At 62.2% G+C, this 24,869-nt stretch carries 22 protein-coding genes and 1 tRNA gene; 11 read left to right on the top strand and 12 right to left on the bottom strand.

Annotated elements, in window-relative coordinates:
- The first annotated feature begins 72 nt into the window (after positions 1–72).
- Entirely contained in the window at positions 73–243 is a 171-nt protein-coding gene (locus QD408_RS06165; protein WP_088681722.1) for a hypothetical protein, read from the top strand.
- Positions 244–360: 117 nt separating this feature from the next.
- Here QD408_RS06165 and QD408_RS06160 read toward each other — a convergent pair whose 3' ends face one another.
- Positions 361–1,452, bottom strand: coding sequence for a DUF475 domain-containing protein (locus tag QD408_RS06160; RefSeq protein WP_414138683.1), 1,092 nt, complete (start codon positions 1,450–1,452; stop codon positions 361–363).
- A 349-nt stretch (positions 1,453–1,801) separates the two neighbouring features.
- Here QD408_RS06160 and QD408_RS06155 point away from each other — a divergent pair, with 349 nt between their 5' ends.
- Positions 1,802–2,020 carry a hypothetical protein gene (locus QD408_RS06155; RefSeq protein ID WP_414138682.1) on the top strand — a complete coding sequence of 73 codons (219 nt, stop codon included), beginning with the start codon at positions 1,802–1,804 and terminating at the stop codon, positions 2,018–2,020.
- Positions 2,021–2,080: 60 nt separating this feature from the next.
- Entirely contained in the window at positions 2,081–2,260 is a 180-nt protein-coding gene (locus tag QD408_RS06150; RefSeq protein ID WP_414138681.1) for a hypothetical protein, read from the top strand.
- A gap of 55 nt (positions 2,261–2,315) precedes the next feature.
- On the opposite strand, the gene QD408_RS06145 is transcribed toward QD408_RS06150, so the two are convergent.
- On the bottom strand, positions 2,316–2,828 hold the full coding sequence (locus tag QD408_RS06145) for an MgtC/SapB family protein (protein ID WP_414138680.1): 513 nt from the start codon (positions 2,826–2,828) through the stop codon (positions 2,316–2,318).
- Between the two features lie 185 nt (positions 2,829–3,013).
- Between QD408_RS06145 and QD408_RS06140 the strand changes: the two genes are divergently transcribed.
- Complete coding sequence (locus QD408_RS06140) at positions 3,014–3,736, top strand: hypothetical protein (RefSeq protein ID WP_414138679.1); 723 nt, start codon at positions 3,014–3,016, stop codon at positions 3,734–3,736.
- Positions 3,737–3,742: 6 nt separating this feature from the next.
- Here QD408_RS06140 and QD408_RS06135 read toward each other — a convergent pair whose 3' ends face one another.
- The 5 genes from QD408_RS06135 to cpdR1 form a co-directional block, all read right to left on the bottom strand.
- Positions 3,743–4,237 carry a hypothetical protein gene (locus QD408_RS06135; protein WP_414138678.1) on the bottom strand — a complete coding sequence of 165 codons (495 nt, stop codon included), beginning with the start codon at positions 4,235–4,237 and terminating at the stop codon, positions 3,743–3,745.
- A gap of 418 nt (positions 4,238–4,655) precedes the next feature.
- On the bottom strand, positions 4,656–5,699 hold the full coding sequence (locus tag QD408_RS06130) for a porin (RefSeq protein ID WP_414138677.1): 1,044 nt from the start codon (positions 5,697–5,699) through the stop codon (positions 4,656–4,658).
- 711 nt (positions 5,700–6,410) lie between these two features.
- A complete protein-coding gene (locus tag QD408_RS06125) occupies positions 6,411–6,692 on the bottom strand; it encodes a hypothetical protein (protein WP_414138676.1) in 282 nt (93 codons plus the stop codon).
- A gap of 99 nt (positions 6,693–6,791) precedes the next feature.
- Positions 6,792–6,866: transfer RNA gene (locus QD408_RS06120), tRNA-Val, on the bottom strand.
- A gap of 84 nt (positions 6,867–6,950) precedes the next feature.
- On the bottom strand, positions 6,951–7,313 hold the full coding sequence (gene cpdR1, locus QD408_RS06115) for a response regulator CpdR1 (protein WP_003542883.1): 363 nt from the start codon (positions 7,311–7,313) through the stop codon (positions 6,951–6,953).
- 188 nt (positions 7,314–7,501) lie between these two features.
- On the opposite strand from cpdR1, the gene QD408_RS06110 reads away from it, so the two are divergent.
- Positions 7,502–8,383 (top strand): N-formylglutamate amidohydrolase, encoded by an 882-nt coding sequence (locus QD408_RS06110; RefSeq protein WP_414138675.1) that lies wholly within the window; start codon positions 7,502–7,504, stop codon positions 8,381–8,383.
- 283 nt (positions 8,384–8,666) lie between these two features.
- Positions 8,667–9,440 carry a histidinol-phosphatase gene (hisN, locus tag QD408_RS06105; RefSeq protein ID WP_414138674.1) on the top strand — a complete coding sequence of 258 codons (774 nt, stop codon included), beginning with the start codon at positions 8,667–8,669 and terminating at the stop codon, positions 9,438–9,440.
- 49 nt (positions 9,441–9,489) lie between these two features.
- Here the strand turns inward: hisN and QD408_RS06100 are convergent, their stop codons facing one another.
- Complete coding sequence (locus QD408_RS06100) at positions 9,490–10,464, bottom strand: alpha/beta fold hydrolase (protein ID WP_414138673.1); 975 nt, start codon at positions 10,462–10,464, stop codon at positions 9,490–9,492.
- A gap of 423 nt (positions 10,465–10,887) precedes the next feature.
- On the opposite strand from QD408_RS06100, the gene QD408_RS06095 reads away from it, so the two are divergent.
- Positions 10,888–11,358 (top strand): Hsp20 family protein, encoded by a 471-nt coding sequence (locus QD408_RS06095; RefSeq protein ID WP_097597249.1) that lies wholly within the window; start codon positions 10,888–10,890, stop codon positions 11,356–11,358.
- Positions 11,359–11,419: 61 nt separating this feature from the next.
- On the opposite strand, the gene QD408_RS06090 is transcribed toward QD408_RS06095, so the two are convergent.
- A complete protein-coding gene (locus QD408_RS06090; RefSeq protein ID WP_414138672.1) occupies positions 11,420–12,424 on the bottom strand; it encodes a bile acid:sodium symporter family protein in 1,005 nt (334 codons plus the stop codon).
- 88 nt (positions 12,425–12,512) lie between these two features.
- Here QD408_RS06090 and QD408_RS06085 point away from each other — a divergent pair, with 88 nt between their 5' ends.
- Entirely contained in the window at positions 12,513–13,367 is an 855-nt protein-coding gene (locus QD408_RS06085; RefSeq protein ID WP_414138711.1) for a LysR family transcriptional regulator, read from the top strand.
- A 19-nt stretch (positions 13,368–13,386) separates the two neighbouring features.
- On the opposite strand, the gene QD408_RS06080 is transcribed toward QD408_RS06085, so the two are convergent.
- Positions 13,387–14,439: a threonine aldolase family protein gene (locus QD408_RS06080; protein ID WP_414138671.1), complete on the bottom strand. Its 1,053-nt coding sequence runs from the start codon at positions 14,437–14,439 to the stop codon at positions 13,387–13,389.
- Positions 14,440–14,979: 540 nt separating this feature from the next.
- Between QD408_RS06080 and gltB the strand changes: the two genes are divergently transcribed.
- The 3 genes from gltB to QD408_RS06065 all read left to right on the top strand — a co-directional run bounded on the left by gltB (position 14,980) and on the right by QD408_RS06065 (position 22,286).
- Positions 14,980–19,701 carry a glutamate synthase large subunit gene (gene gltB, locus QD408_RS06075; RefSeq protein ID WP_088683179.1) on the top strand — a complete coding sequence of 1,574 codons (4,722 nt, stop codon included), beginning with the start codon at positions 14,980–14,982 and terminating at the stop codon, positions 19,699–19,701.
- Positions 19,702–19,927: 226 nt separating this feature from the next.
- Positions 19,928–21,382 (top strand): glutamate synthase subunit beta, encoded by a 1,455-nt coding sequence (locus QD408_RS06070; protein WP_414138670.1) that lies wholly within the window; start codon positions 19,928–19,930, stop codon positions 21,380–21,382.
- A gap of 280 nt (positions 21,383–21,662) precedes the next feature.
- Positions 21,663–22,286, top strand: a complete 624-nt coding sequence (locus tag QD408_RS06065) for a hypothetical protein (RefSeq protein ID WP_414138669.1) — start codon at positions 21,663–21,665, stop codon at positions 22,284–22,286.
- 31 nt (positions 22,287–22,317) lie between these two features.
- Here QD408_RS06065 and QD408_RS06060 read toward each other — a convergent pair whose 3' ends face one another.
- Together QD408_RS06060 and QD408_RS06055 are read right to left on the bottom strand one after the other, a co-directional pair.
- Positions 22,318–23,556 carry an SGNH family hydrolase gene (locus QD408_RS06060; RefSeq protein ID WP_414138668.1) on the bottom strand — a complete coding sequence of 413 codons (1,239 nt, stop codon included), beginning with the start codon at positions 23,554–23,556 and terminating at the stop codon, positions 22,318–22,320.
- A 61-nt stretch (positions 23,557–23,617) separates the two neighbouring features.
- Positions 23,618–24,841 (bottom strand): lytic murein transglycosylase, encoded by a 1,224-nt coding sequence (locus QD408_RS06055; protein ID WP_414138667.1) that lies wholly within the window; start codon positions 24,839–24,841, stop codon positions 23,618–23,620.
- Positions 24,842–24,869: the final 28 nt, after the last annotated feature.

Genomic DNA, 24,869 nt, shown 5'->3' with positions numbered 1-24,869 from the left:
TACGTGCATTGTGGATGCGCGCGCGCACTGCCATCTATGAGTGGTCAATCATAGAGCAAGAGGAACAGGACAATGTCCGCCATCCGCAATTCAGTCCACTCCGGCTTCCTGGGCCGCGCATTCGCTGTGCTGAGCGCCGCAAATGCCGTCAGCGCCGCTGTCGAAGCCGGCCGCCGGCCGCGCGCCCGCGACCTCAATGAACTTGGCATCGACCCGGCATCCTTCGGCCGCGTCATCCGCTAAGTTCTTTCAAGGCATGCATGAATGAAACAGCCCGCAACCGGATGGTCGCGGGCTTTATTTTGTCCTAATGATAGCCGCAACGCTGACGCGCGTTGCGACCTCAAATCGTCTGCCGCGTCAGGCGTGCAGTTCATCCCGCCGGCCGGCGTGGTCTTCCACCCGTTCGCGCCTGTTGTAGCGGATGGACGACCAGAGCGACAGGCCGATCAGGACCGCGCCGCCGAGGCCGGTGATCACCTCGGGAATGTGCACCAGGGTCTGCGCATACATGATCACCGAAAGGATCAGGATGGCGTAGAAGGCGCCATGTTCGAGATAGCGGTATTCGGCGAGCGTTCCCTTCTCCACCAGCATGATCGTCATCGAGCGCACATACATGGCGCCGATGCCAAGGCCGATCGCGATGACGAAGAGGTTCTGGGTGAGCGCAAAGGCGCCGATGACGCCGTCGAAGGAGAAGCTGGCGTCCAGCACCTCCAGATAGATGAAGGCGCCGAGACCGCCCTTGGCGGCAGCGCTCATCGTCTGCTGTGAAGCATCGAGCAGTTCGCCCACGACCTCGACCGCGAGGAAGGTGAGCAGGCCGTAAATGGCGCAATGGACGAAGACGCTGGCTTCCTCGCCGCCGATCAGCCAGGAGAAGACGAGCATTAGCGCCAGCACGAAGGCGATCTCGATGCCCCTGATGGTGGCCGAGCGCGCCATCACCTTTTCCAGGCCGCGAAGCCAATGGATCTTCTTCTCATGATCGAAGAAATAGCTGAGGCCGACCATCATCAGGAAGGTGCCGCCGAAGGCTGCGATCGGCAGATGCGCATCGTTCATGATGCGGGCATATTCCTCAGGTTCGCGGGCGGCCAACACCAGAGCATCCCAGGGGCCGATCCGTGCCGCGATGGCGACGATCGCCAGCGGAAAGACGATGCGCATCCCGAAGACGGCGATGATGATGCCCCAGGTAAGGAATCGTTTCTGCCAGACCGGCGTCATCTCCTTCAGCTTGTTGGCGTTAACGATGGCATTGTCGAAGGAGAGCGAGATCTCCAGCACCGCAAGCACGGTGCAGATGAAGAAGACGGTCGCCATCCCGCCGATCGTGCCGGTCGTCTGCCAACCAAGCACGGCGCCGAGAACAAGGCCGAGGGCCGTGACGATGAAAGCCCAGCGAAAATAGCCGAGCGAGGATTTAGTGGTCTGGGGCTGGTTCATGGCCGCACCTCGCGGCCGCAAAGCGTGTTGGAGAGGGTGGAGATATTATAAAAACGCGGCATGCCACAACGGGCATGCTGACGAGGCATGGTGAGTTTTTTCATCGATGAAAAATCCGCCGGCTTGAGCTGCAGGCGGTACCGACATCACGAGAGCGCCGTAAAAACTCTCGCCAGAGGGGCCCGGCACCAATGTTCCCCGCAGCCGATGTCTGGAAGGCTGCGGGATAGGCCCTAGGTAATCTACTTCCCAAACCAGTCAAGGCCAAACGCGCCATAGAGATCGGCAATTTTTTGGGAACCATCCGGCACGCCGCTCGTTAAACCCTGGTTGAGCTTAAAGGAGGCCGATGATGCACACTTCGACCCATATCCCCGACAAACGCACGGAAGCGTCCGACCGCATGAAGCGGGCAAGACCGAACCGCATGCAGAAGGCGCAGGTGCTGCCGCCGCATCATGTCGACCTGACTCTCACGCCTGGCGTCATCCACGACATTCATGTGCCGGCCCATGTGAGCGGCGCGGATCTCTCCAAGGGCGGTCCCGACATCAAGGGCAGGAAATAACCGGCTTTCCGGAAGCCCTCTTGGCATTTCGACGGCAATTCGAAACAGGATGTGAAGCATATGACCGAGAACTTTGTGCCCCGCGACATCTTCATCCGGCACGAAAGTGAATGGAAGGCAGTCCGGGAGACAGCCGACGAACGCATCGATATCGGCAAGCGTCAGAAGCCGCTCGCCGCGCCGATCATTCACCCGGCATCGGTCGGGAAAAGCGATCCTTCGGCCGCACCATCCGAATGACCTGAAGACAATGGTGTCAGCATGAGCGCCCGGCATGATGCCGGGCGTTTGCTGTCTATCGACGCTCGTCCCGATCGACACGCTGTCCGGAATTATAGCCGAGCCGCTGTTCGAGCTTGCCGAAGGCAAAGAGGACGCAAATTGCGGCAAGCGTCGCGAAGAAGGCAACGGGCCAATAGCCGAAGCCCATGGCGAGGCCGATCGCGCCGGAGAGCCACATGCCGGCGCCCGTCGTCAGCCCGTGGATCCGACCTCTGGCAAAGACGATCATACCTGCCGCCAGGAATGCGACGCCTGCGGTCACGGCTTCGATGACGCGCAGCGGATCGATTCGAACCTGCTCGACATCGGCAAAACCCGGCATATGCACGGCCTCGATCGAAATGATGGCGAAGAGGGCGGCGGCAAGGCTGATCAGAATATGCGTGCGGAAGCCGGCAGGGCGGTCACGCGCCTCGCGCTCGAAGCCGATGAGGCCGCCGAAGACGATGGCGCCGAGCAGGCGGGCAAAGATGACGGGATAGTGGATGCGCGATGCCGGTATCATGTCGGCGAAGATGAGATCCATGAAAATTTCCTCGGGCTGCGGCATTTTTCGCTGGCTAACGTCTGGGCGCTGGATTTGTTCGGTTTTCGCACTGGCTTTCGCGGTCTGGCGCGGCCGTTCGGGGAAGGATGCATCATCCTTTCGCCGCGCCAACCTTTCGGAAAGGATTGGGCGGCGATAATCCCGGCCTCACGGGAATCGGACAGATGGCCAAGACAGGGACACGCGGCCGCCGCAAGGCGCCGGCCAGAGGAAAGAGCAAGGCGCGCAGCGGCGGTGGCGGACTGCTGCCCTGGACGGTGATCGGCATTGCCGCAATCGCCGGCATCGCCGCCTATGACAATTGGAAGAGCATCAAGCCGATGCTCGGCAAGGAGCCGGCTGCGACGATGCGGGAGATGACGGAGGCGAAGCCGGCCGTCAGGAAGGACACGCCGCCGAAGCAGGTGGCGCTCGCCGCACCGACGCCGAAAGCGGCGCCGTCGCCCGCGCAGCCGTTGCCGCCGGCAGCCATCCCCACGCCGACCGCTCAGCCGGTAAAGGCAACGCCGTCCGCTTCTTCTCCAGCGACCCCGGAAACCGGGACGGCCGCCTTCGGCTATTGCGGGCAGGGCGCGCACATCAACTGTGTCGGCGACGGCGGCGTCTTCTGGTACAAGGGCGAAAAGATCGTGATCGCCGACATGACAAGCCCGATCGCCGACCGGGCGCGCTGCGATGACGAGCGCAGGGTAGCCTTTACCGCCAAGGCGCGTCTGCTGGCGCTTCTGAACGCCGGACCCTTCACGATGAACGCGGCTGGCAAGACCGAAACTTCTGGCGCGCCGCGCGTCGTCTCGCGCGACGGGCGTTCTTTCGGTACGCAGCTGATCAACGAGGGATTGGCGCGCAAGCCGGGGACTGCAGGCGGCCCCTGGTGTGCCGCCTGATGGGAGTTACTTGCCCTTCTTCACCAGCTTGCCGCCGGTGCGGAAGCTGCCGGTGAAGGAGGAATCCTTGCTTTCGGCCGTGCATTCGATCGCGATCGGCTTGCCGGCATAGGGATTGCCGAAGGTGCAGAAGCCGGCGACCTTGACCTGACCGGTCATCTTGTTGCCGACACCTGTCGTCACGAGGCTGAGCGGCAGGCGGGCATTGCCGTTGGAGGCGGGCTTGATGCCGCTGCCGTCGCCCTGGAAGCCGAGCGCCTTGCCATCCGAGGTGAAGATGAAGGTCACGGTGCCATTGGCGAGCGTGACGCTGGCAAGTTCGTTCTTGCAGCCTTTCGTGGCGTCGAACTTGGCGACGACGAGCTTGGCGCATTTGCCGGAAAGCGTAATGACGCCGGGCGCCCCGGGAAAGGTCTCGGGGGCGGGAGCCGGCGCGGCAGAGGCCGGCAAGGCGAGGGCGGTGGAAAAAAGAGCGGCGGCGGCAAGCGCGGATAATTTCATTTCGATCTCAAACCCCATGTCCTAGGCCCAAATCCCGGCCTCGTATTCCGGCAAGGCGAATCACTGCCTCATCCTCGGTTCGCCATGGCATGGTTCTGTGTCCGAATTTGGCTGGATTATTCCTGCGGTACAAAGATTCCGTCGTCCGCCGGCTCGGTTTCGGCGATCGGCGGCAGATGAATGAAAAGTTGGTTGAGCTTGCTGGCTACGAGATCCAGCTTGGCAAAGGCTGCCTGGTATCGACAATGAATCGATGTGACACGACGGTGGCAAGGCGCTCATCAAGCGCCTGCCGTCTTGGATGCGTGTCTGCTCAAGGGGAATGGGCCCAGGCAGGGAAGTCCAGGCCCATTCTTTCCCGATCGGAGGTCAGTCGGATCAGGAATATGCAGCTGCCGGTTTAGCCGGCAGCCCTTTGTTAGAACGCGCGCTGCAGGCGGAAGTAGCCCGAGGTTACGTCGTCGGCATTGTCCGGATCGAGGTACTGAACCGAAACCTTTGCCGAGAAGTTGTCGACGATCTGGTAGTCGATCGTTACGCCGGCCTTCCAGGCGTTGACGTCATCGTTGAACTCGCCAGCGGTGATGCCGTAGTTGTCGTAGTACTGAACAGCCGGGGTGATCTTCAGCTTGTCAGTCGCCTTGATGGCGTATTCAGCAGCGATCGCCCATTCAGCCTTGTTGTAGTAGGCGTTCGGGTTGGATGCGTAGACGACTGCGAGGCCGAGCGTGCCCGGGCCGACGGCAACCGTACCCATGGCGCGGACGGCGCCTTCTTCGTTGTCGGTGTCGTAACCGGCAGTGACCTGGTAGCTGAAGATACCAGCCTTGCCGCCGAGACCGACGGCAACGCCGACGTTGTTGGCGGTTTCTCCATCGTAGAACGGGCTGTCTTCCAGCTCGTCGACGCTGATGCCGGCGTAGAAGGCGTCGGTTTCGTACTGATAACGGATGGAGTTATGCAGCGTTACCGGAGAACCGATGTCGTCGGTCTCGCCGGAGAGGCCGTCGTCCCACCAGCTGTAGAACAGACCAGCGCGGAAGCCTGCGATGTCGATGTAAGCGGAGTCGAGCTGGGCCTTCTGGGCCGAAGCGTTGTCAGCATTGAACTGCATGACAATGACGCCGGTCAGCGGACCGTACTCGGTGTCGCTCTTGGCCGTGAACTGAACCTGACCGCGCGTACGGGCGTCCCAATCGGAGTCGTTGGCGACGGAACCGCCGCCGCCAGCGCCAATCGAGCTGGCGTTCGGAGCGACGTCAACCTGGAAACGGACGTAGCCGTTGATCTTCAGGCAGGTTTCGGTGCCCGGGATGTAGAAGTAGCCGGTGCCGTAAGCGTCGCAGACGCGGACATATTCAACCGGTTCCGGCTCAGCAGCGACGATAGCGTCAGCAGCCTGAGCGCCGGATACTGCTGCGAGAGCAGCAGCGGAGCCGAGAAGAAGGCTCTTGATGTTCATGGAATAACCTCCAGTTCAGATGCAAGAGGATGAAGACCGTTGCCATCGGCAGTCCCTACGTATCTTCATCCCGTGTGACCGAAGCGGCCCCTTTTTGGCTCGGTGCCTGCCTCGCCGCGGAAGTTACACAGGGCATGTTGCGCTGCAACGTCATTGTCGATCATGACAACAGGGCGTGTCAGCTATGTTGCTGAAATAACACGCGTTTTGTCACAAACCTGTCATCTCTCCGTCACAAAAACGAGGTTCGGCAACGAGGGGTTGAGCTGTCGGCGTCACTATACAATTGTCGCTGGCGTGAGCAGGTTCTCATATGCGGGCATGCCGCAAACGCCATCCGCATGACTCGGGTAAAACCGGACGGCCATCGTGAATCGCCAGGACATGTTGCTTGTCTTTTCCACCGGTTCGCCTCCGGTGAGGATGGAAGTCAGGCCGTGGCCGGGTGACGATTTGCAAGTTTGTTCTTGCAGCCCTTCGTAGCCGTTGGTGCTGTGGAAGCCGGCAAGGCGAGGCGGCGGAAAAATTGTGGCGCTACCGACCGAGAATCTAATTCTCCGCCTTTAAATCCCATCCGCTTGCGACGGGCGAACCCACCGCGCGCCGGATCAGCAAAAAATCACATGGTTCCATGACCGAATTTGGCTTGAGCCCTCTCGAGGCGCGCATCCTGCCGGGCAGGACGGTGCTCAACCATCCATGCCCTGCAAATCACTCCAGAGTGGCTTCCTTGCGCGCCACGTTGCCGCTTACATCGATGTCGCTGCCCAACATCGCGCTGCCTGTGAGATCGACGCCATGGTCCAGGAGATTCTGCCGCGTCAGGTGAAGCATCACCCGGCCGGCCTGCTCGACCGGCCTGCCGCGCATATGTGACACGACATATTCGGCAGTGACGGGATAGCGTCCCTGCGGGAGGCTGATGCCCTTTGCGAGGGAAATCTTGTCGCTGGAAACCACAAGAGTTTTGCGTCGTTTAATAACCTGCGCCACGCTGAGAACTCCTATTGGCAGGTTTATCGAACCTGCGGGGCCATTATGTAAAAAGGCCTCTCGATTTCTCGAAAGGCCTTGCTTTTCAGCGAATTAGGATGGTGGGCGTGACAGGGATTGAACCTGTGACCCCTACGATGTCAACGTAGTGCTCTCCCGCTGAGCTACACGCCCATCCGATGGCGGCGCATAGATCACAAAACCTTCGGAGCCGTCAATAGGCTTTTTTCAGTTTTGTGACGCGCCGCCCGATAAGCCTTACGCGGCAAGCATTTTGTTGACCTCGTCGACGAGGTCGCGCAGGTGGAAAGGCTTGGAAAGGACCTTCGCATCCTTCGGCGCCTTCGAATCGGGGTTCAGCGCCACGGCGGCAAAACCGGTGATGAACATCACCTTCAGGTCGGGATCGAGTTCGGTGGCGCGGCGCGCCAGCTCGATGCCGTCCATTTCGGGCATGACGATATCGGTCAGGAGCAGGGAAAACGGCTCCTCGCGCAGCCGGTCATAGGCGCTCGCGCCATTGTCGTAAGAAAGGACCTTGTAGCCGGCCTTTTCGAGCGCTTTCACCAGGAAACGGCGCATATCATTGTCGTCTTCGGCGAGAAGTATCTTCTGAGTCATCAATCCAGACCGCTAATCAATAGGTTTTGGGTGGGCTGCCAGCCGTTTACACTAGTCTTTGCCCGGTAAACAACCGGTGAATTGCCTATGCGCGACCGCCATCCCTTCTACATAGTATGGACTTGAGGCCGGGCAACTGGCAACATGGGCGAAGCAGTCAGTTCATGACATGGTAAAGAGGGCCAGAAGTGCCGGAAATAGGCGAATACGAGCTTTTTGAGGTTCTTGAGCCCGTGTCGCAGACCATTCCTTTCGTCTACAACTCCCCCCATAGCGGCCGGGTTTATCCACCGGAATTCATCGCCCAGTCGAGGCTGGAAGGCATCGCCATCCGCCGCTCGGAGGATCATTACGTCGACGAGCTCTTCGCTTCGGCCGTCGCCCTCGGCGCGCCGCTGCTCGTCGCCAACTTTCCGCGCGCCTATCTCGACGTCAATCGCGAGCCCTACGAACTCGATCCGCGCATGTTCGACGGGCTGTTGCCGCCCTATGCAAATGTCAATTCGCTGCGTGTCGCCGGCGGGCTCGGCACCATCCCGCGCATCGTCGCCGAAAATATGGAAATCTATGCGCGGCGTCTGCCGGTGCAGGAAGGGCTCGATCGGGTCGAGGCGGTCTACAAGCCCTATCATGCGGCACTGCGCCGGCTGATTGCCCGAACCCACGTGCAGTTCGGCTTCGGCGTGCTGATCGACTGCCACTCGATGCCGGGCAATGTGCGGGTGGCGGGCTGCACCGGGCGGCCCGATTTCATCATCGGCGATCGCTACGGCACCAGCGCCTCGGCCGAGCTTTCGCGTGCGGCGATCGCGATCCTCGAAGAGATGGGTTTTGCGGCGATCCGCAACAAGCCCTATGCCGGCGGCTTCATCACCGAACATTACGGCCGGCCTTCGCGCGGGCTGCATGCGCTGCAGATCGAAGTGAACCGGGCGATCTATGTCGACGAGGTGACGCTGGAGAAACGCGAGGATTTTGCGGTGGTGGCCGACGCCGTAGAGGCGTTCATGCGGCAGATGGCGGATTACGTCGAGAAATTCGCCGGCGACCGGGCTCTGGCCGCCGAATAAACTTTTGTCGATTTCAGGGATCTTCAGGAGCTTGGTCTTTTGTCAAAGGCCAAAAAAGAACCGCGCTCGTGAGCGCGGCTAAGTCTAGGGAGGAAACACCCAAGGAGGGTATTTACAGTCAGAAGACTGTACTGAAGACACTACTTTTGCATTGCACAAATGTCAAGCAATATATTGCATTGCGATATCTTTGGGCAATCAAACGGAAATTGCCTGCCGCGTTTGCATTCCCGTTGCTTTTCGCTATGAAAAGCGCCAATCCCGCCAGCCAAACGGTGCCATCATGCTTCCTGACCGCTCGTTCTTCAATCGCCTGGCGGAGGCCGCCAAGGCCGAGACGCTGCCGCGTTTCCGCTCCGGCCTCGATGTCACGAACAAGCTTTCCTCCGGTTTCGATCCGGTGACGGAGGGAGACCGGGCGGCCGAACTCGCCATCCGGGCGCTGATCGAGGAGAGTTTTCCCGATCATGGCATCCTCGGCGAGGAGCACGGCAATATCGGGCTCGACCGCGACTATGTCTGGGTGATCGATCCGATCGACGGTACGCGCGCGTTCATCTCCGGCCTGCCGGTATGGGGGACGCTGATCGGCCTGCAGAAACAAGGCCGGGCGATCATGGGCATGATCGAACAGCCGTTTACCGGCGAGCGCTATTTCGCCGACCAGAACGGCTCGATCTATATCGGCCCGGAAGGTGAGCGGCGGCTGGCGACGCGCCGGTGCGAGGCGCTTTCGAACGCCATCCTGTTCACCACCTCGCCGCATCTCTTCGCCGGCGAGGAGATGGAGAAATACCGGGAGATCGAGAGCCAGGTACGGCTCTTCCGCTATGGGTGCGATTGTTATGCCTATGCGCTGCTTGCCGCGGGTCATATCGATCTCGTCGTCGAAAACGGTCTGAAGCCTTATGACGTCGGCGGCCTCATTCCCGTCATCGAGGGGGCGGGCGGCATCATCACCACCTGGGACGGCGGACGGCCGGAAAATGGCGGCTCGATCATCGCCGCCGGCAGCCGCGCCGTCTACGAGCAGGCAATCGCCATCCTGCAGCGTTAATCCGGGCTCGGCGAAGCCGATGCCCCCGGGCTCGGCGAAGCCGATGCCCTCACGTGCCGAGGGCGGCGACGTCCTGGTTCTCCTCGGCATCACTGCCGGGGATGAAGGCGTGGAAGGCGGCGAGCGCTGCGGCGCGGTAGATATCCCTTTCCTGGAAGATCTCGTGGCGGGCGCCGTTGATCGGCACCAACTGGCCGGCGCGGAAGTAACGCGAGAGCCGCTCCTGCGCCGTGTAGGGCACGACGCCGTCGCGTGTCGGGGCAATGACGATGGTGGGGATGGTGATCGAGAAGAGATGATTGGGCGAGGTGACCCGGTCCATGGTGCGGAAGGCTTCGGTCAGCCAGCGGGCCGTCGGCGGCCCGAGCGTCAATTCCGGATGCGCCTTCATCATCGCGACATTGCGCTCGAAGCGGGTTTCGTCCGAGGTCAGGGGATTGTCGCGGAAATCCGGCTCCTTCAGTTTCGAGGTCAGCGGCATGAAGCCGAGGCCGACGGCGGTCAGCGCGCCGGCAAGGGTGCGGATGACGCGGGGCGAGGCGGATTGGCCGGTCAGCCCGATGAAGGGCGCCGATAGCACCATGCGATCGATACGGGTGTTGAGATAGGGGGCAGCCGACAGCGCGATCAGCCCGCCGGTGGAATGGCCGAGCAGGTAGAAGGGCAGGCGCGTATCCGGCAGCACGACTTTTTCGAGGAAGGTATCGAGATCGCGCTCGTAATCGGCGAAGCGTCTGATATGGCCGTGATTGCGGCGTTTCAAGAGCCGCGACGAACCGCCCTGGCCGCGCAGATCGAAGGTCGCGACCCAGAGACCCCTGGCCGTCAGGTCGCGGATCGTCTCGAAATATTTTTCGATATACTCGTTGCGGCCATGCATGATGACGACCGTGCCCTTGGCGACCTGGGCATTGGCGCGAAAAACGGCGTAACGCAGCCGGTGGCCGTCATGGGTTTCGAAGAACCCTTCGGTCCGGTTTTCCGGGGCGGGATTGTCGGGCGTCGAATAGAGAACCTGATCCATGACCTTGCCAATGCGCCGCTGCTGACTGCTTCGCCTATCAGGGATAGCGCATGGCATGCGGCTTGGAAAGCGGTGCGCCGGCAAGGCAGGCGGGGGTAAAAGGGCCGGCAGGAGCATGAGGGTGCTCGCAGCCGGCCGAAGTTGAGGCCGAAGAAGAAGGGACGATGCACTTCAGCCATCGGGACCAGATTTACCCGACCTGCGATTCCTAGGCGGTGGTGCCTGAACGCGTTCCGAACCAGCCGTTCATGCCAGGTTCACGGCCGATCGAGGTGATTCCGGAAAGGTCTTGAACTCCGTAAATCCCATCACCATCTCCATCCTGCGGGTGCCGGACAGGGCCCGCGCAACCGTCCCGAGGCCGCCAAAGATGGGGTTTCAGGGGCATTTTATCGCAACACGTCGCTTCCGCAGGAGGACATCATGCGTCACGTAGACTTCTCTCCCCTCTATCGCTCGACCGTCGGTTTCGACCGTCTCTTCACCATGCTCGACAGCCTTGCCCAGCCGGAGCAGGCCCAGACCTATCCGCCCTACAATATCGAGCGCACCGGTGAAAACACCTATCGCATCACCATGGCCGTCGCCGGTTTCGACGAAACCGAGCTTTCGATCGAGGCCCATGCCCATGTGCTGTCGGTGAAGGGCGAAAAGAACGAGGAAACCGCCGAAGGCGGCGAATTCCTCTATCGCGGCATTGCCAAGCGCGCCTTCGAGCGCCGCTTCCAGCTTGCCGATCACGTCGAGGTGTCAGCCGCTTCGCTGAAGAACGGCCTGCTGCACATCGACCTTCTGCGCAACATTCCCGAGGCCATGAAGCCTCGCAAGATCGCGATTGCCGCCGAGCCGGTCGAGGCTCCGAAGGCCATCGAGGCGCAGGTCATCAACGGCTGATCATTCTTCCCTTGCGAGGAAGCGGACGGCGCTCCCACGGGGCGCCGTTTTCATTTGCCGCTCAGGCAGGGCTGGCGGCATCCTTGATCTGCTGTTCCGTTGCGCGGCGGGCCGCAGCGGCGGCGTATTTCTGGGCGATGACGGCGCAGGCCATGAGCTGGATCTGGTGGAACAGCATCAAGGGCAGAACGATCGCGCCGATCGACTGGCCGGCGAAGATGACATTCGCCATCGGCACGCCGCTGGCCAGGCTCTTCTTCGAGCCGCAGAAAGTGATGGTGATTTCGTCGGCCTTGTTGAAGCCCAGCCGGCGGCTGCCGAACATCGTCAAAACCAGGACAAACGCCAGAAGCACGATGTCGGCGACGATGACGACCGCGATGTCGGCGATCGAGAAGGTGCGCCACAGTCCTTCGACGACCGCCGTCGAGAAGGCGAGATAGACGACCATCAGGATCGAGCCGCGGTCGACGGGCATCAGGATCTTCTTCTTGGCGCGAATCCAATCACCGATCCAGGGCTGCAGGATCTGGCCGACGATGAAGGGCGCAAGCAGTTGCAGCAGGATTTGCTGAAGCGCGTCGAAGGAGAAGCCGCGATGGCCGCCCACGGAAAAGAGCAGGCCGACGAGCAGCGGCGTCAGGAACATGCCGAAAATGTTGGAAGCAGAAGCCGAGCAGATCGCGGCGGGCACGTTGCCGCCGGCCATCGAGGTGAAGGCGATCGACGACTGCACCGTCGACGGCAGCACGCAGAGGAAGAGGATGCCGAGATAAAGCGGCTGCGGCAGGATCGTATCGGGGATGAAGCCGAGTGCCAGACCGAGCAGCGGGAAGACGCCGAAGGTCGTCAGCAGGATGACGAGATGCAGGCGCCAGTGCAGGAGGCCCGATATGACGACATCACGGGAAAGGCGCGCGCCATGCAGGAAAAACAGCGCCGCGATGGCAAGGTCGGTCGCGATGCCGAAATAATGCGCGAAGCTGCCGCTCGCCGGAAACAGGGAGGCGAGGATGACGGTGCAGACGAGCAGGATCGTGAACGTATCGGGCAGAAAACGGCGCATGGCGGTCTCGCAGCAATAAGAATAGTCATTGTTCTGTCGTCCATTATGATCCAGGATGCAAGAAATAACAGTTATCGAGGATCAGGATTTGATCGACCTCTCGCAATTGCGCAGTTTCGTTGCCGTCGAACAGATGGGCAGCTTCACGCTTGCCGCGGAAAGGCTGGGTCTCGGCCAATCCACAGTCAGCCAGCACATACAGCGGCTTGAAGCCACGCTCGGGCGCAAGCTGCTGGCGCGCGACACGCACAAGGTAATGCTGACCGGCGATGGCGAGGCGCTGCTTTCGCATGCGCGCGCCATGCTCTCGATCGAGGGGCAGGTGCAGTCGCTGTTTAGGAGCAACAGCCTGCGCGGCAGCCTGCGGCTCGGGGTTTCGGAGGATTTCGTCACCAGCCAGCTGCCGGCGGTGCTGGAGGATTTCGTTCGCTCGCATCCATCCGTCGACCTGGAACTGACAGTGGCGCTATCGGGCGTCCTTTACGAGATGCAGGACAATGGCGAGATCGATCTGGTGCTCGCCAAGCGCCGGCTCGGCGACGCGCGGGGGAAACTGGTCTATCGCGAGCCGCTCGTCTGGCTGGCGCGCGATCCCGAGCATGTGCTCGCCTCCGGCCTCTTGCCGCTGATCGCTTTTCCGCCGCCGAGCGTCACGCGGGCGATCGCGCTGGAGGCGCTTGGGCGAAACGGCGTGGCATGGCGGATCGTCTGCACCTGCGGCAGCCTCAGCGGCCTGACGGCGGCGGCGCGGGCCGGAATGGGTGTCTTGGTGCAGCCGCGCAGCATGGCTCCTTCAGGGCTGAAGGAAATTGCCGCGGGACGGCTGCCGGTGCTGGAGGATGTGGAATTCGTGCTGGTGCCGCGCAAGGGAGCGGATCAGGCGCTGGTCGCCGCACTTTCGGACGATATTCTGCAAAAGGTGAGAAGGCTGAAGTCGGCGTAAGACATCGCCGTCCGGGCGATCAGGCCGCCAGACACTTGAGGAAGCCATCGACGTCTGCCTCGGTCGTCGCGAAGCTGGTGACGAGGCGGATCAGGGTCTCGCTTTCGGAAACGAGATCGGGCGTTGTCGTGGGGACAGGCCATTCGTAGAATTTCGCGCCCTTTTCCTCGGCGGTTTTGGCTGCTCTTTTGCTGATGACGGCAAAGACTTCGTTGGATGCGGTCGGCCAGGCCAGGCGTGCGGCGCCGCTGGCGCCGATGCCGGCGCGCAAGCGGTCGGCCATGGTGTTCGAATGGCGGGCGAGATCGAGCCAGAGGCCGTTTTCGAAATAGGCATCGAACTGGGCCGCGATGAAGCGCGACTTGGAGAAATGCTGGGCGGCGCGTTTGCGGATGAAAGGCATCTCCTTTGCCTGGTCCGGGTTGAAGAAGACGATCGCTTCCGCGCACCAGCAGCCGTTCTTGGTGCCGCCGAAGGACAGCATGTCGACGCCACGCTTCCAGGTCATTTCGGCTGGGGTGGCGCCGAGGGCCACCAGTGCATTGGCGAAGCGGGCGCCATCCATGTGGAGCGGCAGGTTGCGCTTCCTCGATATGGCGGCGATCTCACCGATCTCCGGCAGCGAATAGACGGTGCCGATCTCGGTCGCCTGGGTGATGGTCACGGCGCTGGCGCGGCCATGACGGAGGGCATCCTCGGGGAAGTGCGCGATCTTCGCCGAGAGACTGGCCGGATCGATCTTGCCCGCTTCGCCTTCGACGGCGATCAGGCGGGCGGAGCCGGAGAAGAATTCCGGCGCGCCGCATTCATCTTCGATCACATGGGCTTCCGAATGGCAAAAGGTAATCCCGCCGGGCCGCTGGACGCTCGCCAGCGCCAGCGAGTTGGCGGCCGTGCCGGTGGCGACGAAGAAGACGGAAACCTCACGCTCGAAGATCTCTGAGAAGCGGGCCTCGACCTTTTTGTCGAGATCGCCGGCGCCATAGGCAGGAGCGAAGCCGGCCGATTCCGCGAGCAGGCGTTCGGCAATGGATCGGTGGGCGCCAGCCCAATTATCGGAAGCAAAGAACATGGCGGAGACCGTGGGGAGTGGAAGGAGCTGGGAGGTTCGCAGCGGACTTTACGCCAAAGCTTCACGGGATCAAGGTTATCGCCCCCGACACATCACGAAAATTGAATTGCGCAATCAATAAAAAGAATAAGGCTTGAATGCGTAATTTTATTTCGCCATCGTGGATTATCTGGCAATCTTACGTCGCAAAATCACGATTTTTGACGTGACGCTCTTGCGGACCGAGATCGTTTCTGGCATGGAACTGATGAATTAGGGCAGTGTTGCTGTCCTATTTTGGCCCTTGCGGCCGAAGAGGTGCCGAAAACCCTGGCAGCGACGGGCTTTCACGCTATAGTTCTTCCGAGCGTCAAGCCCCAGGAGGCGCGCGGAGGCGAATGGCGGGCGCGGAACGCGACGGTTTGCTTTCCTCGAGAAGCAGATGTCTGCGGCCGATCTTCACAATGCAACAGCGCTGTCATGCGACGGACCTATTTTCGGGTTGCGGCGCAAGACGAAAAGCCGCCCGCAGCCCCGCGGGCTTCGACAGGAGGAAAGACGATGACGAAGACGCCATCCATGGAACTTGACCGGTTTGCCGCTGCAGAGGCGCGCGCGACGGCCAAGACGTCCAAATCCGCTTCCGGCCTGCCGAAGAAGCAGGGGCTTTACGATCCTGCCAACGAGCATGATGCCTGCGGCGTCGGCTTCGTCGCGCATCTGAAGGGCGAGAAGTCGCACCAGATCGTCAAGGACGGCCTGTTCATCCTCGAAAACCTGACGCATCGCGGCGCCGTCGGCGCCGACCCGCTGATGGGCGACGGCGCCGGCATTCTGGTGCAGATCCCAGACCGCTTCTTCCGCGAGGAGATGGCCGCGCAGGGCATCACCCTGCCGCCGGCCGGCGAATATGGCGTCGGCCATATCTTCATGCCGCGCGACGAAAAGCAGATCGAGCACTTCAAGAAGGTGATCAAGGACGTCATCGTCGAGGAAGGCCAGGTCTTCATCGGCTTCCGCGACGTGCCGGTCGACAATTCCTCGCTCTCCAAGGCGCCTGATATCGCCGCGACCGAGCCGCATCACGTGCAGGTGTTCATCGGCGCCGGCGAGGATGCCGAAAACAACGACGAGTTCGAGCGCCGGCTGTTCACGCTGCGCAAGGTGATCTCCAACCGTATCTATGACGAGTTCGACGGCGAGGAGAGCAATTTCTATCCGGTGTCGCTGTCCTCGGCGACGGTGGTCTACAAGGGCATGTTCCTGGCCTATCAGGTCGGCGCCTATTATAAGGACCTGGCGGACCCGCGTTTCGAAAGCGCGGTCGCCCTCGTGCACCAGCGTTTCTCGACCAACACCTTCCCGTCGTGGAAGCTTGCCCATCCCTATCGCATGGTCGCCCATAACGGCGAGATCAACACGCTGCGCGGCAACGTCAACTGGATGGCGGCGCGCCAGGCTTCGGTTTCTTCGCCGCTGTTCGGCGAGGATATCTCCAAGCTCTGGCCGATCTCCTACGAGGGGCAGTCGGACACGGCCTGCTTCGACAATGCCCTGGAATTCCTGGTGCGCGGCGGCTACTCGATGGCGCATGCCGTCATGATGCTGATCCCGGAGGCCTGGGCCGGCAACCAGTCCATGGCGGCCGAACGCAAGGCTTTCTACGAATATCATGCCGCGCTGATGGAGCCGTGGGACGGGCCGGCTGCCGTCGCCTTCACCGACGGCAAGCAGATCGGCGCCACGCTCGACCGCAACGGCCTCAGGCCGGCGCGTTATCTCGTGACCGACGATGACCGCGTCATCATGGCCTCCGAGGCCGGCGTTCTGCCGGTTCCGGAAGAGAAGATTATTCAGAAGTGGCGCCTGCAGCCGGGCAAGATGCTGCTGATCGATATGGTAGAAGGCCGCATCATCTCCGACGACGAGGTGAAGTCGCAGCTTGCGACGGCGCATCCCTATCGCAACTGGCTCGATCGCACCCAGCTCATCCTTGAAGAGTTGAAGCCGGTGGAGCCGCGGGCGCTGCGCCGCGACGTGTCGCTGCTCGACCGTCAGCAGGCCTTCGGCTATACGACCGAGGACACCCGTATCCTGATGTCGCCGATGGCCACGACCGGCCAAGAGGCGATCGGCTCGATGGGCACGGATACGCCGATCTCGGCGATGTCGGAAAAGCCGAAGCTGCTTTATACCTATTTCAAGCAGAACTTCGCGCAGGTGACGAACCCGCCGATCGATCCGATCCGCGAAGAGCTCGTCATGAGCCTCGTCTCCTTCATCGGCCCGCGCCCGAACATCCTCGATCACGAAGGCATGGCGAACGCCAAGCGCCTTGAAGTGCGCCAGCCGATCCTGACCAATGGCGATCTCGAAAAGATCCGCTCGATCGGCCATACGGAAGACCGTTTCGACACCAAGACGCTCGATTTCACCTATGATATCGAACGCGGTGCTGCCGGTATGCCCGAAATGCTCGACCGGCTCTGCGAGCGCGCGGAAGCGGCCGTCAAGGGCGGCTACAACATCATCGTGCTCTCCGACCGTCAGATCGGGCCTGATAGAATCGCCATTCCGGCGCTGCTCGCCACGGCGGCCGTGCACCATCATCTGATCCGCAAGGGGCTTCGCACCTCGGTCGGCCTCGTCGTCGAGACCGGTGAACCGCGCGAAGTGCATCATTTCTGCCTGCTCGCCGGCTACGGCGCCGAGGCGATCAACCCCTATCTCGCCTTCGACACGCTGCTCGACATGCATGCCAAGGGTGAATTCCCGAAGGAAGTCGATGCTTCCGAAATCGTCTACCGCTACATCAAGGCGGTCGGCAAAGGCATCCTCAAGGTCATGTCGAAGATGGGCATCTCGACCTATCAGTCCTATTGCGGCGCGCAGATCTTCGATGCGATCGGCCTGTCGTCGGAACTGGTCGACAAGTATTTCTTCGGAACCGCGACGATGATCGAAGGCATCGGCCTCGAGGCGATCGCCGAAGAAACCGTCGCCCGCCACACGGCGGCCTTTGGCAAGGACCCGCTGCTGGCCACCACGCTCGATATCGGCGGCGAATATGCCTACCGCATGCGCGGCGAAAGCCATGCCTGGACGCCGGATGCGGTTGCCGCCCTTCAGCATGCCGTGCGCGGCAATGCCGAGGATCGCTACCGCGAATTCGCCGAGATGGTGAACAATTCGGCGCTGCGCATGAACACCATCCGCGGGCTTTTCACCATCAAGAGCGCCGAAGCGCTCGGCCGCAAGCCGGTGTCGGTCGACGAGGTCGAGCCGGCGGCGGATATCGTCAAGCGGTTCTCGACGGGGGCGATGTCCTTCGGCTCGATTTCCCGCGAGGCGCATACGACGCTGGCGATCGCCATGAACCGGATCGGCGGCAAGTCGAACACCGGCGAGGGCGGCGAGGAGTCCGACCGCTACATGCCGCTCTCTGACGGTTCGATGAACCCGGAACGGTCGGCGATCAAGCAGATCGCCTCGGGCCGCTTCGGCGTCACCACCGAATATCTCGTCAATGCCGACGTGCTGCAGATCAAGGTGGCGCAGGGCGCCAAGCCCGGCGAAGGCGGACAGCTGCCCGGACACAAGGTCGATGCGACCGTTGCCAAGACCCGTCACTCGACGCCGGGTGTCGGCCTGATCTCGCCGCCGCCGCATCACGACATCTATTCGATCGAGGATCTGGCGCAGCTGATCTACGACCTGAAGAACGTCAACCCGACGTCAGACGTTTCGGTCAAGCTCGTCTCCGAAGTCGGCGTCGGCACGGTTGCCGCCGGTGTGGCCAAGGCGCGCGCCGACCACATCACGGTCGCCGGTTTCGACGGCGGCACGGGTGCATCGCCGCTGACCTCGCTCAAGCATGCCGGCAGCCCCTGGGAGATCGGCCTTGCCGAGACCCAGCAGACGCTGGTGCTGAACGGGTTGCGTTCGCGCATCGCGCTGCAGGTGGACGGCGGCCTCAAGACCGGCCGCGACGTCATCATCGGGGCGCTGCTCGGAGCAGATGAGTTCGGCTTTGCCACCGCGCCGCTGATCGCGGCCGGCTGCATCATGATGCGCAAGTGCCATCTCAACACCTGTCCGGTGGGCGTGGCGACGCAGGACCCGGTGCTGCGCAAGCGCTTCAAGGGCACGCCTGAGCACGTCATCAACTACTTCTTCTTCGTCGCCAACGAAGTGCGCGAGATCCTCGCCTCGCTGGGGTTCACCCGGCTCGACGATATCATCGGCGCCTCGGAGCTGCTGGAGAAGGACGAGATGCTGGCGCACTGGAAGGCGAAGGGCCTCGATTTCAGCCGCATCTTCCACAAGGTCGAGGCTGCGAAGGAACAGACCTTCTGGACGAGCCGGCAGCAGCACCCGATCGACGATATTCTCGACCGCGCGCTGATCGAGCAGGCACAACAGGCGCTGACCGCCAAGACACCCGTCGCCTTCGAAGTCGGCATCAAGAACGTCGACCGTTCGGCCGGTGCGATGCTCTCCGGCGAGGTCGCCAAGCGTTTCGGCCATCGCGGGCTGAAGGAAGACACGATCAACGTGACGCTTCGCGGCACGGCGGGCCAAAGCTTCGGCGCATTCCTCGCGCGCGGCGTCACCTTCAACCTGATCGGCGACGGCAACGACTATGTCGGCAAGGGGCTTTCGGGCGGCAAGATCATCATCCGGCCGCCGGAGAATTCCAGGATCGTGGCTGAAAATTCGATCATCGTCGGCAACACCGTGCTTTACGGCGCGACCGAGGGTGAATGCTACTTCCGCGGCGTGGCGGGCGAGCGTTTCGCCGTGCGCAACTCAGGTGCGATCGCCATCGTCGAGGGTGTCGGCGACCATGGCTGCGAATATATGACCGGCGGTGTCGTCGTCGTGCTCGGCGCCACGGGCCGCAACTTCGCGGCCGGCATGTCCGGCGGCGTTGCTTACGTGCTCGATGAAACCGGCGATTTCGCCAGCCGCTGCAACATGGCGATGGTCGAGCTCGAGCCGGTGCCGGAAGAGGACGACATGCTGGAGAAGCTGCATCATCATGGTGGCGATCTCATGCACAAGGGACGCGTCGACGTCTCCGGTGACATGACCCGTCACGACGAGGAGCGCCTCTACCAGCTGATCTCCAACCATCTGCATTATACGGGCTCGGTCCGCGCCAAGCAGATCCTCGACAACTGGGCCGACTACCGTCCGAAATTCCGCAAGGTCATGCCTGTGGAATACCGACGTGCCCTTGAGGAAATGGAGCGCAGCCGGATGGGCATCGCCGCGGAATGATTTGAACCGGAGCATCCGCCACTTGCCGATCGCAGGTGGCGGATGACGGAAACATCTCGATGACTCGAACGATCATGACGACGGCGATGGGCCGTCCGGATCGCCCGGTGTCCTTCAGGAGATCCGTTCCAATGACGGTCAAGACAAGCAACCCGCCCGGACTACCGGGGACTGACGACAGACAACTGGCCGCGGTGAGGCGGTCATGAGGGTAAGGGACGAAGAAATGGGTAAGGTTACAGGATTTCTGGAAATCGACCGGCAGGTGGCGAAGTACCAGCCGGCGTCGGATCGCATCCGGCATTTCCGCGAGTTCACGATCCCGATGTCGGACCCGGAAGTGCAGAAACAGGCCGCGCGCTGCATGGACTGTGGCATCCCCTATTGTCACGGCCCCACCGGCTGCCCGGTTCACAACCAGATTCCGGATTGGAACGACCTCGTCTACAACAACAACTGGGAAGCGGCGATCCAGAACCTGCATTCGACCAACAACTTCCCGGAGTTTACCGGCCGCGTCTGCCCCGCGCCTTGCGAGGAAGCCTGTACGCTGAATCTCGAAGATGCGCCGGTCGCGATCAAGACGGTCGAGCAGGCGATCGCCGACAAGGCTTATGAGCTCGGCTTCATCAGGCCGCAGCCGGCCACCGTTCATACGGGCAAGAAGGTCGCCGTCATCGGCTCCGGTCCCGCCGGCATGGCGGCTGCCCAGCAGCTCGGCCGCGCCGGCCATGAGGTGCATGTCTACGAGCGCGAGACCAAGCCGGGCGGGCTGCTGCGCTACGGTATCCCCGATTTCAAGATGGAGAAGAACTTCATCGATCGCCGCGTCGAGCAGATGAAGGGCGAGGGCGTCACCTTCCATTGCGGCGTCAATGTCGGCGTCGACGTCAAGGTCGAGCAGCTGCTCGCCGATCACGATGCGGTTCTTTACTGCGGCGGCTCCGAGACACCGCGCGAGGCGGGCATTCCGGGCACGGATCTTGCCGGCGTGCATGATGCGATGCCCTATCTCGTGCAGCAGAACCGCCGCGTCGGGCGCGAAAACATCGACAGCGTCGGCTGGCCGTCTGATCCGATCCTGGCCGGAGCCAAGCATGTCGTCGTCGTCGGCGGCGGCGATACGGCTTCGGACTGCGTCGGCACGGCGTTCCGCCAGGGGGCCGTCAAGGTTACTCAGCTCGACATCCGGCCGCAGCCGCCTGAGAAGGAAGACAAGCTCGCCGTCTGGCCCTTCTGGGCGACGAAGATGCGCACCTCCTCCTCGCAGGCCGAGGGCGCCGTGCGTGAATTCCAGGTGGCGACGCTCGAATTCGTCGGCGAAGACGGCGTGCTGACGGGTGTCAAATGCTGCGAGGTCGACGAGCGCCGGCGGCCGGTTGCCGGCACGGAATTCGTCATCCGTGCCGATCTCGCCTTCATCGCCATCGGTTTTCGCGGCCCGTTCACGACAAGCGTGCTGAAGGAGCTCGAAGGCAAGCTGACGCTCAACACCGACAAGCGCGGCTCGACCAACGTCGTCGCCAACGACCGCGACTACAAGACCTCGGTCGAAAAGTTCTGGACGGCGGGCGACGTGCGCCGCGGCCAGTCGCTGGTGGTCTGGGCGATCCGCGAAGGCCGCCAGGCGGCACGCGCCATCGACGAGGCATTGATGGGCTCGAGCGTCCTGCCGAACTGATCTCGGCTCATACAGGCTGGCAAAGACACGAACTCCGCCCTTCCGGCGGAGTTTTTTATGTCCGGCAAGGCGCTCTTTTGCCGGTGCGACCGCTTGACGCGCCGGGGTGGGACGCAAGCCTCAAGCAATGCCGGGCGGTGACGCTGATGCCTGACGCGGGCTCAGGAGGAGCCGGCGGCGACCGGAGCGGATGTGCCCGCCGTGCCGGCCAAGGCATTTCACCATCGGCCGCGGCGCCAAGGAATATGACCGCCGCGAATGATCGACAAGGATTATTCACATGGTTTCTGCACTCGACAATACCAGGATGGTTTCGGCCCAATACGCCCTGAAGAATCTTCGCAGCGCCGATGAAAGCGCGGAGGATACGCAGAGTTCGTCGGCGGCAAGCATTCTGAGCAGCTACGGGCTCGATTCGAGCTCCGCGTCGCTTCTTTCCAATCAGGCGCTGTCTGGGCTGCTCGACACGCTTTCGTCCAAGGACGACACATCAGACGAGACGGACACGACCGGCGACAGCGCCGATGTGACCAGCGCCTCCTTCATGTCGATGCTGAAGCAGCAGCTGCAGGAAGCGGCCGCGGCCGAAGGCGAAAGCGGCAAGGCTCACGACATGCTGGCGGCACTCGAAGCCGGCACGCTCACCATCTCCGATCCGACGCAGGGCGTCTCGATCGCCGCCTGGGACGTCGACGATCCCGATGAGGCAGGGGAAAACAAGACGGGCAAGGAAATCGATGTCAGCGGCTGGAGCGACTTCCTCGATGCGCATCTGGAGCGCGGCTCCGACGGCGCCTTCGTCAAGGAGAACGGCAGCTATGTCGACCAGACGAACGACAGCAACGCCTTCTTCGGTCTGATCGGTTCGAACTATTATTATCTGAGCTGGCCGCAGGCGGCGTAAACGAAAAGAAGGCGCGTCTCGCGCGGACTTCTCATTTCACCGAGACTTCGGCCGGCGTCTTGGCCGCCGGCATGCGGTAGTCGTCGACGCGCCCGACGGGTGCCGGCGTCATCTCACCTTGCTCGACCAGGAGATCGCGCGGCGATTTCGTCAGCGTCACAGGGGGCGGTCTTGCGCCGAGAAGCTCGGCGCCGCCGTCGAGATTGGGATCGGAGAGGCTGATCGGTACGGTGTGCTCGACCGGGTTGGTGGGAAGGCCGAGACCCGGCAGGTTGCTTTCGTCCAGGCGCACCAGATCCGGGCTTGCCTGGGTGCCGAGAATGCGGCGGGCGGGCTTTTCCACGTAGAAGGCGAGCTTGCGTCGGCCGGCCTGGGTCAGGTTGATGCCGTCGGACGTGCGCAGGCGTACCTGCTGGCCGTTCACATCCGATCCGGTGACGATGAAGTTGCCGTTTTCGTCGACGAAGCCATCCCAGATATCGACGAATTCGCCGCCGATGCTCTCGACCTGGTTGCGGTAGAGCTGGTTCATCTGGACGGCATCGGCCGTCATCTGATCGGATTCGAAGGCGGGAAGGCCGACCCAGAGCAGCGGGATCTTGCGATCGGCGACTTCCTTGCCGAAGGAGAGGACACGCCGGCGATATTCGGCGAACCAGCCGTCGGTGCGGAATTTTTCCTTGGCGGTGTCGGTCACCATCTGCTGGCGGTCGTTGGCGCCGATCATGACGACGACCATGGCCGGCTTCAGCTCGTCGATCATCTTCGGCAATTGTTCCGGCCAGTCGTAATAATCGTCGCGGACGAGACCCGAAGAAACATTGCCACGGGCTTCGACGATGACGCCGGGCGACGTCTCGAAGGCGGCGGTCAGGCCGTCGCCGAGGCCGCTGGCAAGGAAATCGCCGACGATCAGGATCTTGCGGGCGTCGGCGAGTTTCTGCACGACCGGCTCCTCCTGTACGGGAGCGCGGATCGGCGGCGCGGTGCGGGGGCTGACCACGGCTTTCTGCGCCGGTGGGCGCTTGCGCTGCTGGCGTCTCGGCTGCTGGACGTCAGGGGCCTGCGGCCCGTCGTCGAGATAGCGCCGGCCGAGGAAGAAATCGAGAATCGACCGGCGCTGGTAGCGCTGCTCCTGGGCTTGCGCGACAGCCACCGGCGCAAGCGCGCCGAGACCCAGCGAAGCCGCCATCAAGGCGAGCATGAGCCAGCGGATTTGAGGGGTCCGGTCAGTTTTCTTGGTCATGGGCAGTTCCGCATCTGCCGGCATCTTGCACTGAGGGCAGGCCAGCGTCTACTCCCGCTTTATGTAGGTCACGGTTACACCGGTTCTAGCGGCGAAGCGCGTTCAGAAGCGGCAGCGACGGCTCGCCGTCCGGCTGCATGCCGATGCGCTCCTGCACGGCCGATATCGCCGCCTTCGAACCCGATCCGAAATTGCCGTCGACCTCGCCATTGTAATAGCCGAGCGTCTTGAGACGGGTCTGCAGCTCGAATTTCTCGGTGATGTCGAGCGCGCCGTCCGGGCGCGGCCAGCGCTGCTGCATGCCGCCGTAACCGGCGATCTGGTCGGCCAGCAGGCCGACGGCAAGGGCGTAGCTGTCCGACGCATTGTAGTTCTTGATGGTGAAGAAGTTGGCCGTCATCAGGAAGCCCGGGCCACCGGGCCCGGCCGGCATCTTCAGCACGGCCTTGGTGCCGCCTTCGCGGAAGGCCTTGCCGTTCGGGCGTTTCAGGCCGAGCTCGGCCCATTGGGCCAGCGTATGGGTCTTGCCGGCCTGCTTGGCCGCGGCCGCGGGAACGACGACTTCGTAGCCCCAGGTCTTGCCGGTATCCCAGCCGTTCTTCATCAGCAGGTTGGCCGAGGTCGCCAGCGCATCCGGCACCGAGTTCCAGATGTCACGATGACCATTGCCGTCGGCGTCGACGGCATAGAGCAGATAGCTCGTCGGGATGAACTGGGTGTGGCCCATGGCGCCGGCCCAGGAGCCGGTCATCTCCCGCGCGGGCACGTCACCGTTCTGCAGGATCTTCAGCGCGGCAATCAACTGCTTCTTGGCGAATTTGGCGCGGCTCGGATCGGCATAGCCAAGCGTTGCCAAAGCGCGCGGCACGTAATGCAGCCGGTCGTCCTTGTCGAGGATCGCGCCGTAATTCGATTCCATCGACCAGATGGCGAGAAGAATGGTCTTGTCGACGCCGAATCGCTGTTGGATCGCAGCGAGCGTCCTTGCGTGCTTGACCGCCATCTCGCGGCCGATCTTGACGGTGTAGGGATTGACGCGCGAATCGACGTAGTCCCAGATCTTCGAGGTGAATTCCGGCTGATAGGCCGCCTTTTCGAGCACTGTGGGATCGGGCTCGCTCACCCCGGAAAAGGCCTTTTGATAGGTTGCCTTACTGATGCCACTCTGAGCGGCTGTTTGGTAAAAATCCGCGATCCATTTCTGGAACCGGGAATCAGCTTTCGCGTTGTCGGGGACCAGCCCAACCTGGGCGGCGACAACGAAGGCGAGAGCAAGACCACGAAGGGAGTTTTTGTGATTCTGGGTCATCGACAGTCGTATCCCACATCTTCAATTT

Source organism: Rhizobium sp. BR 249, assembly GCF_047445895.1.
Lineage (GTDB): Bacteria > Pseudomonadota > Alphaproteobacteria > Rhizobiales > Rhizobiaceae > Rhizobium.
The sequence above is the reverse complement of the archived record's forward strand: the minus strand, read 5'-3'. Positions and strand labels throughout refer to the sequence as shown.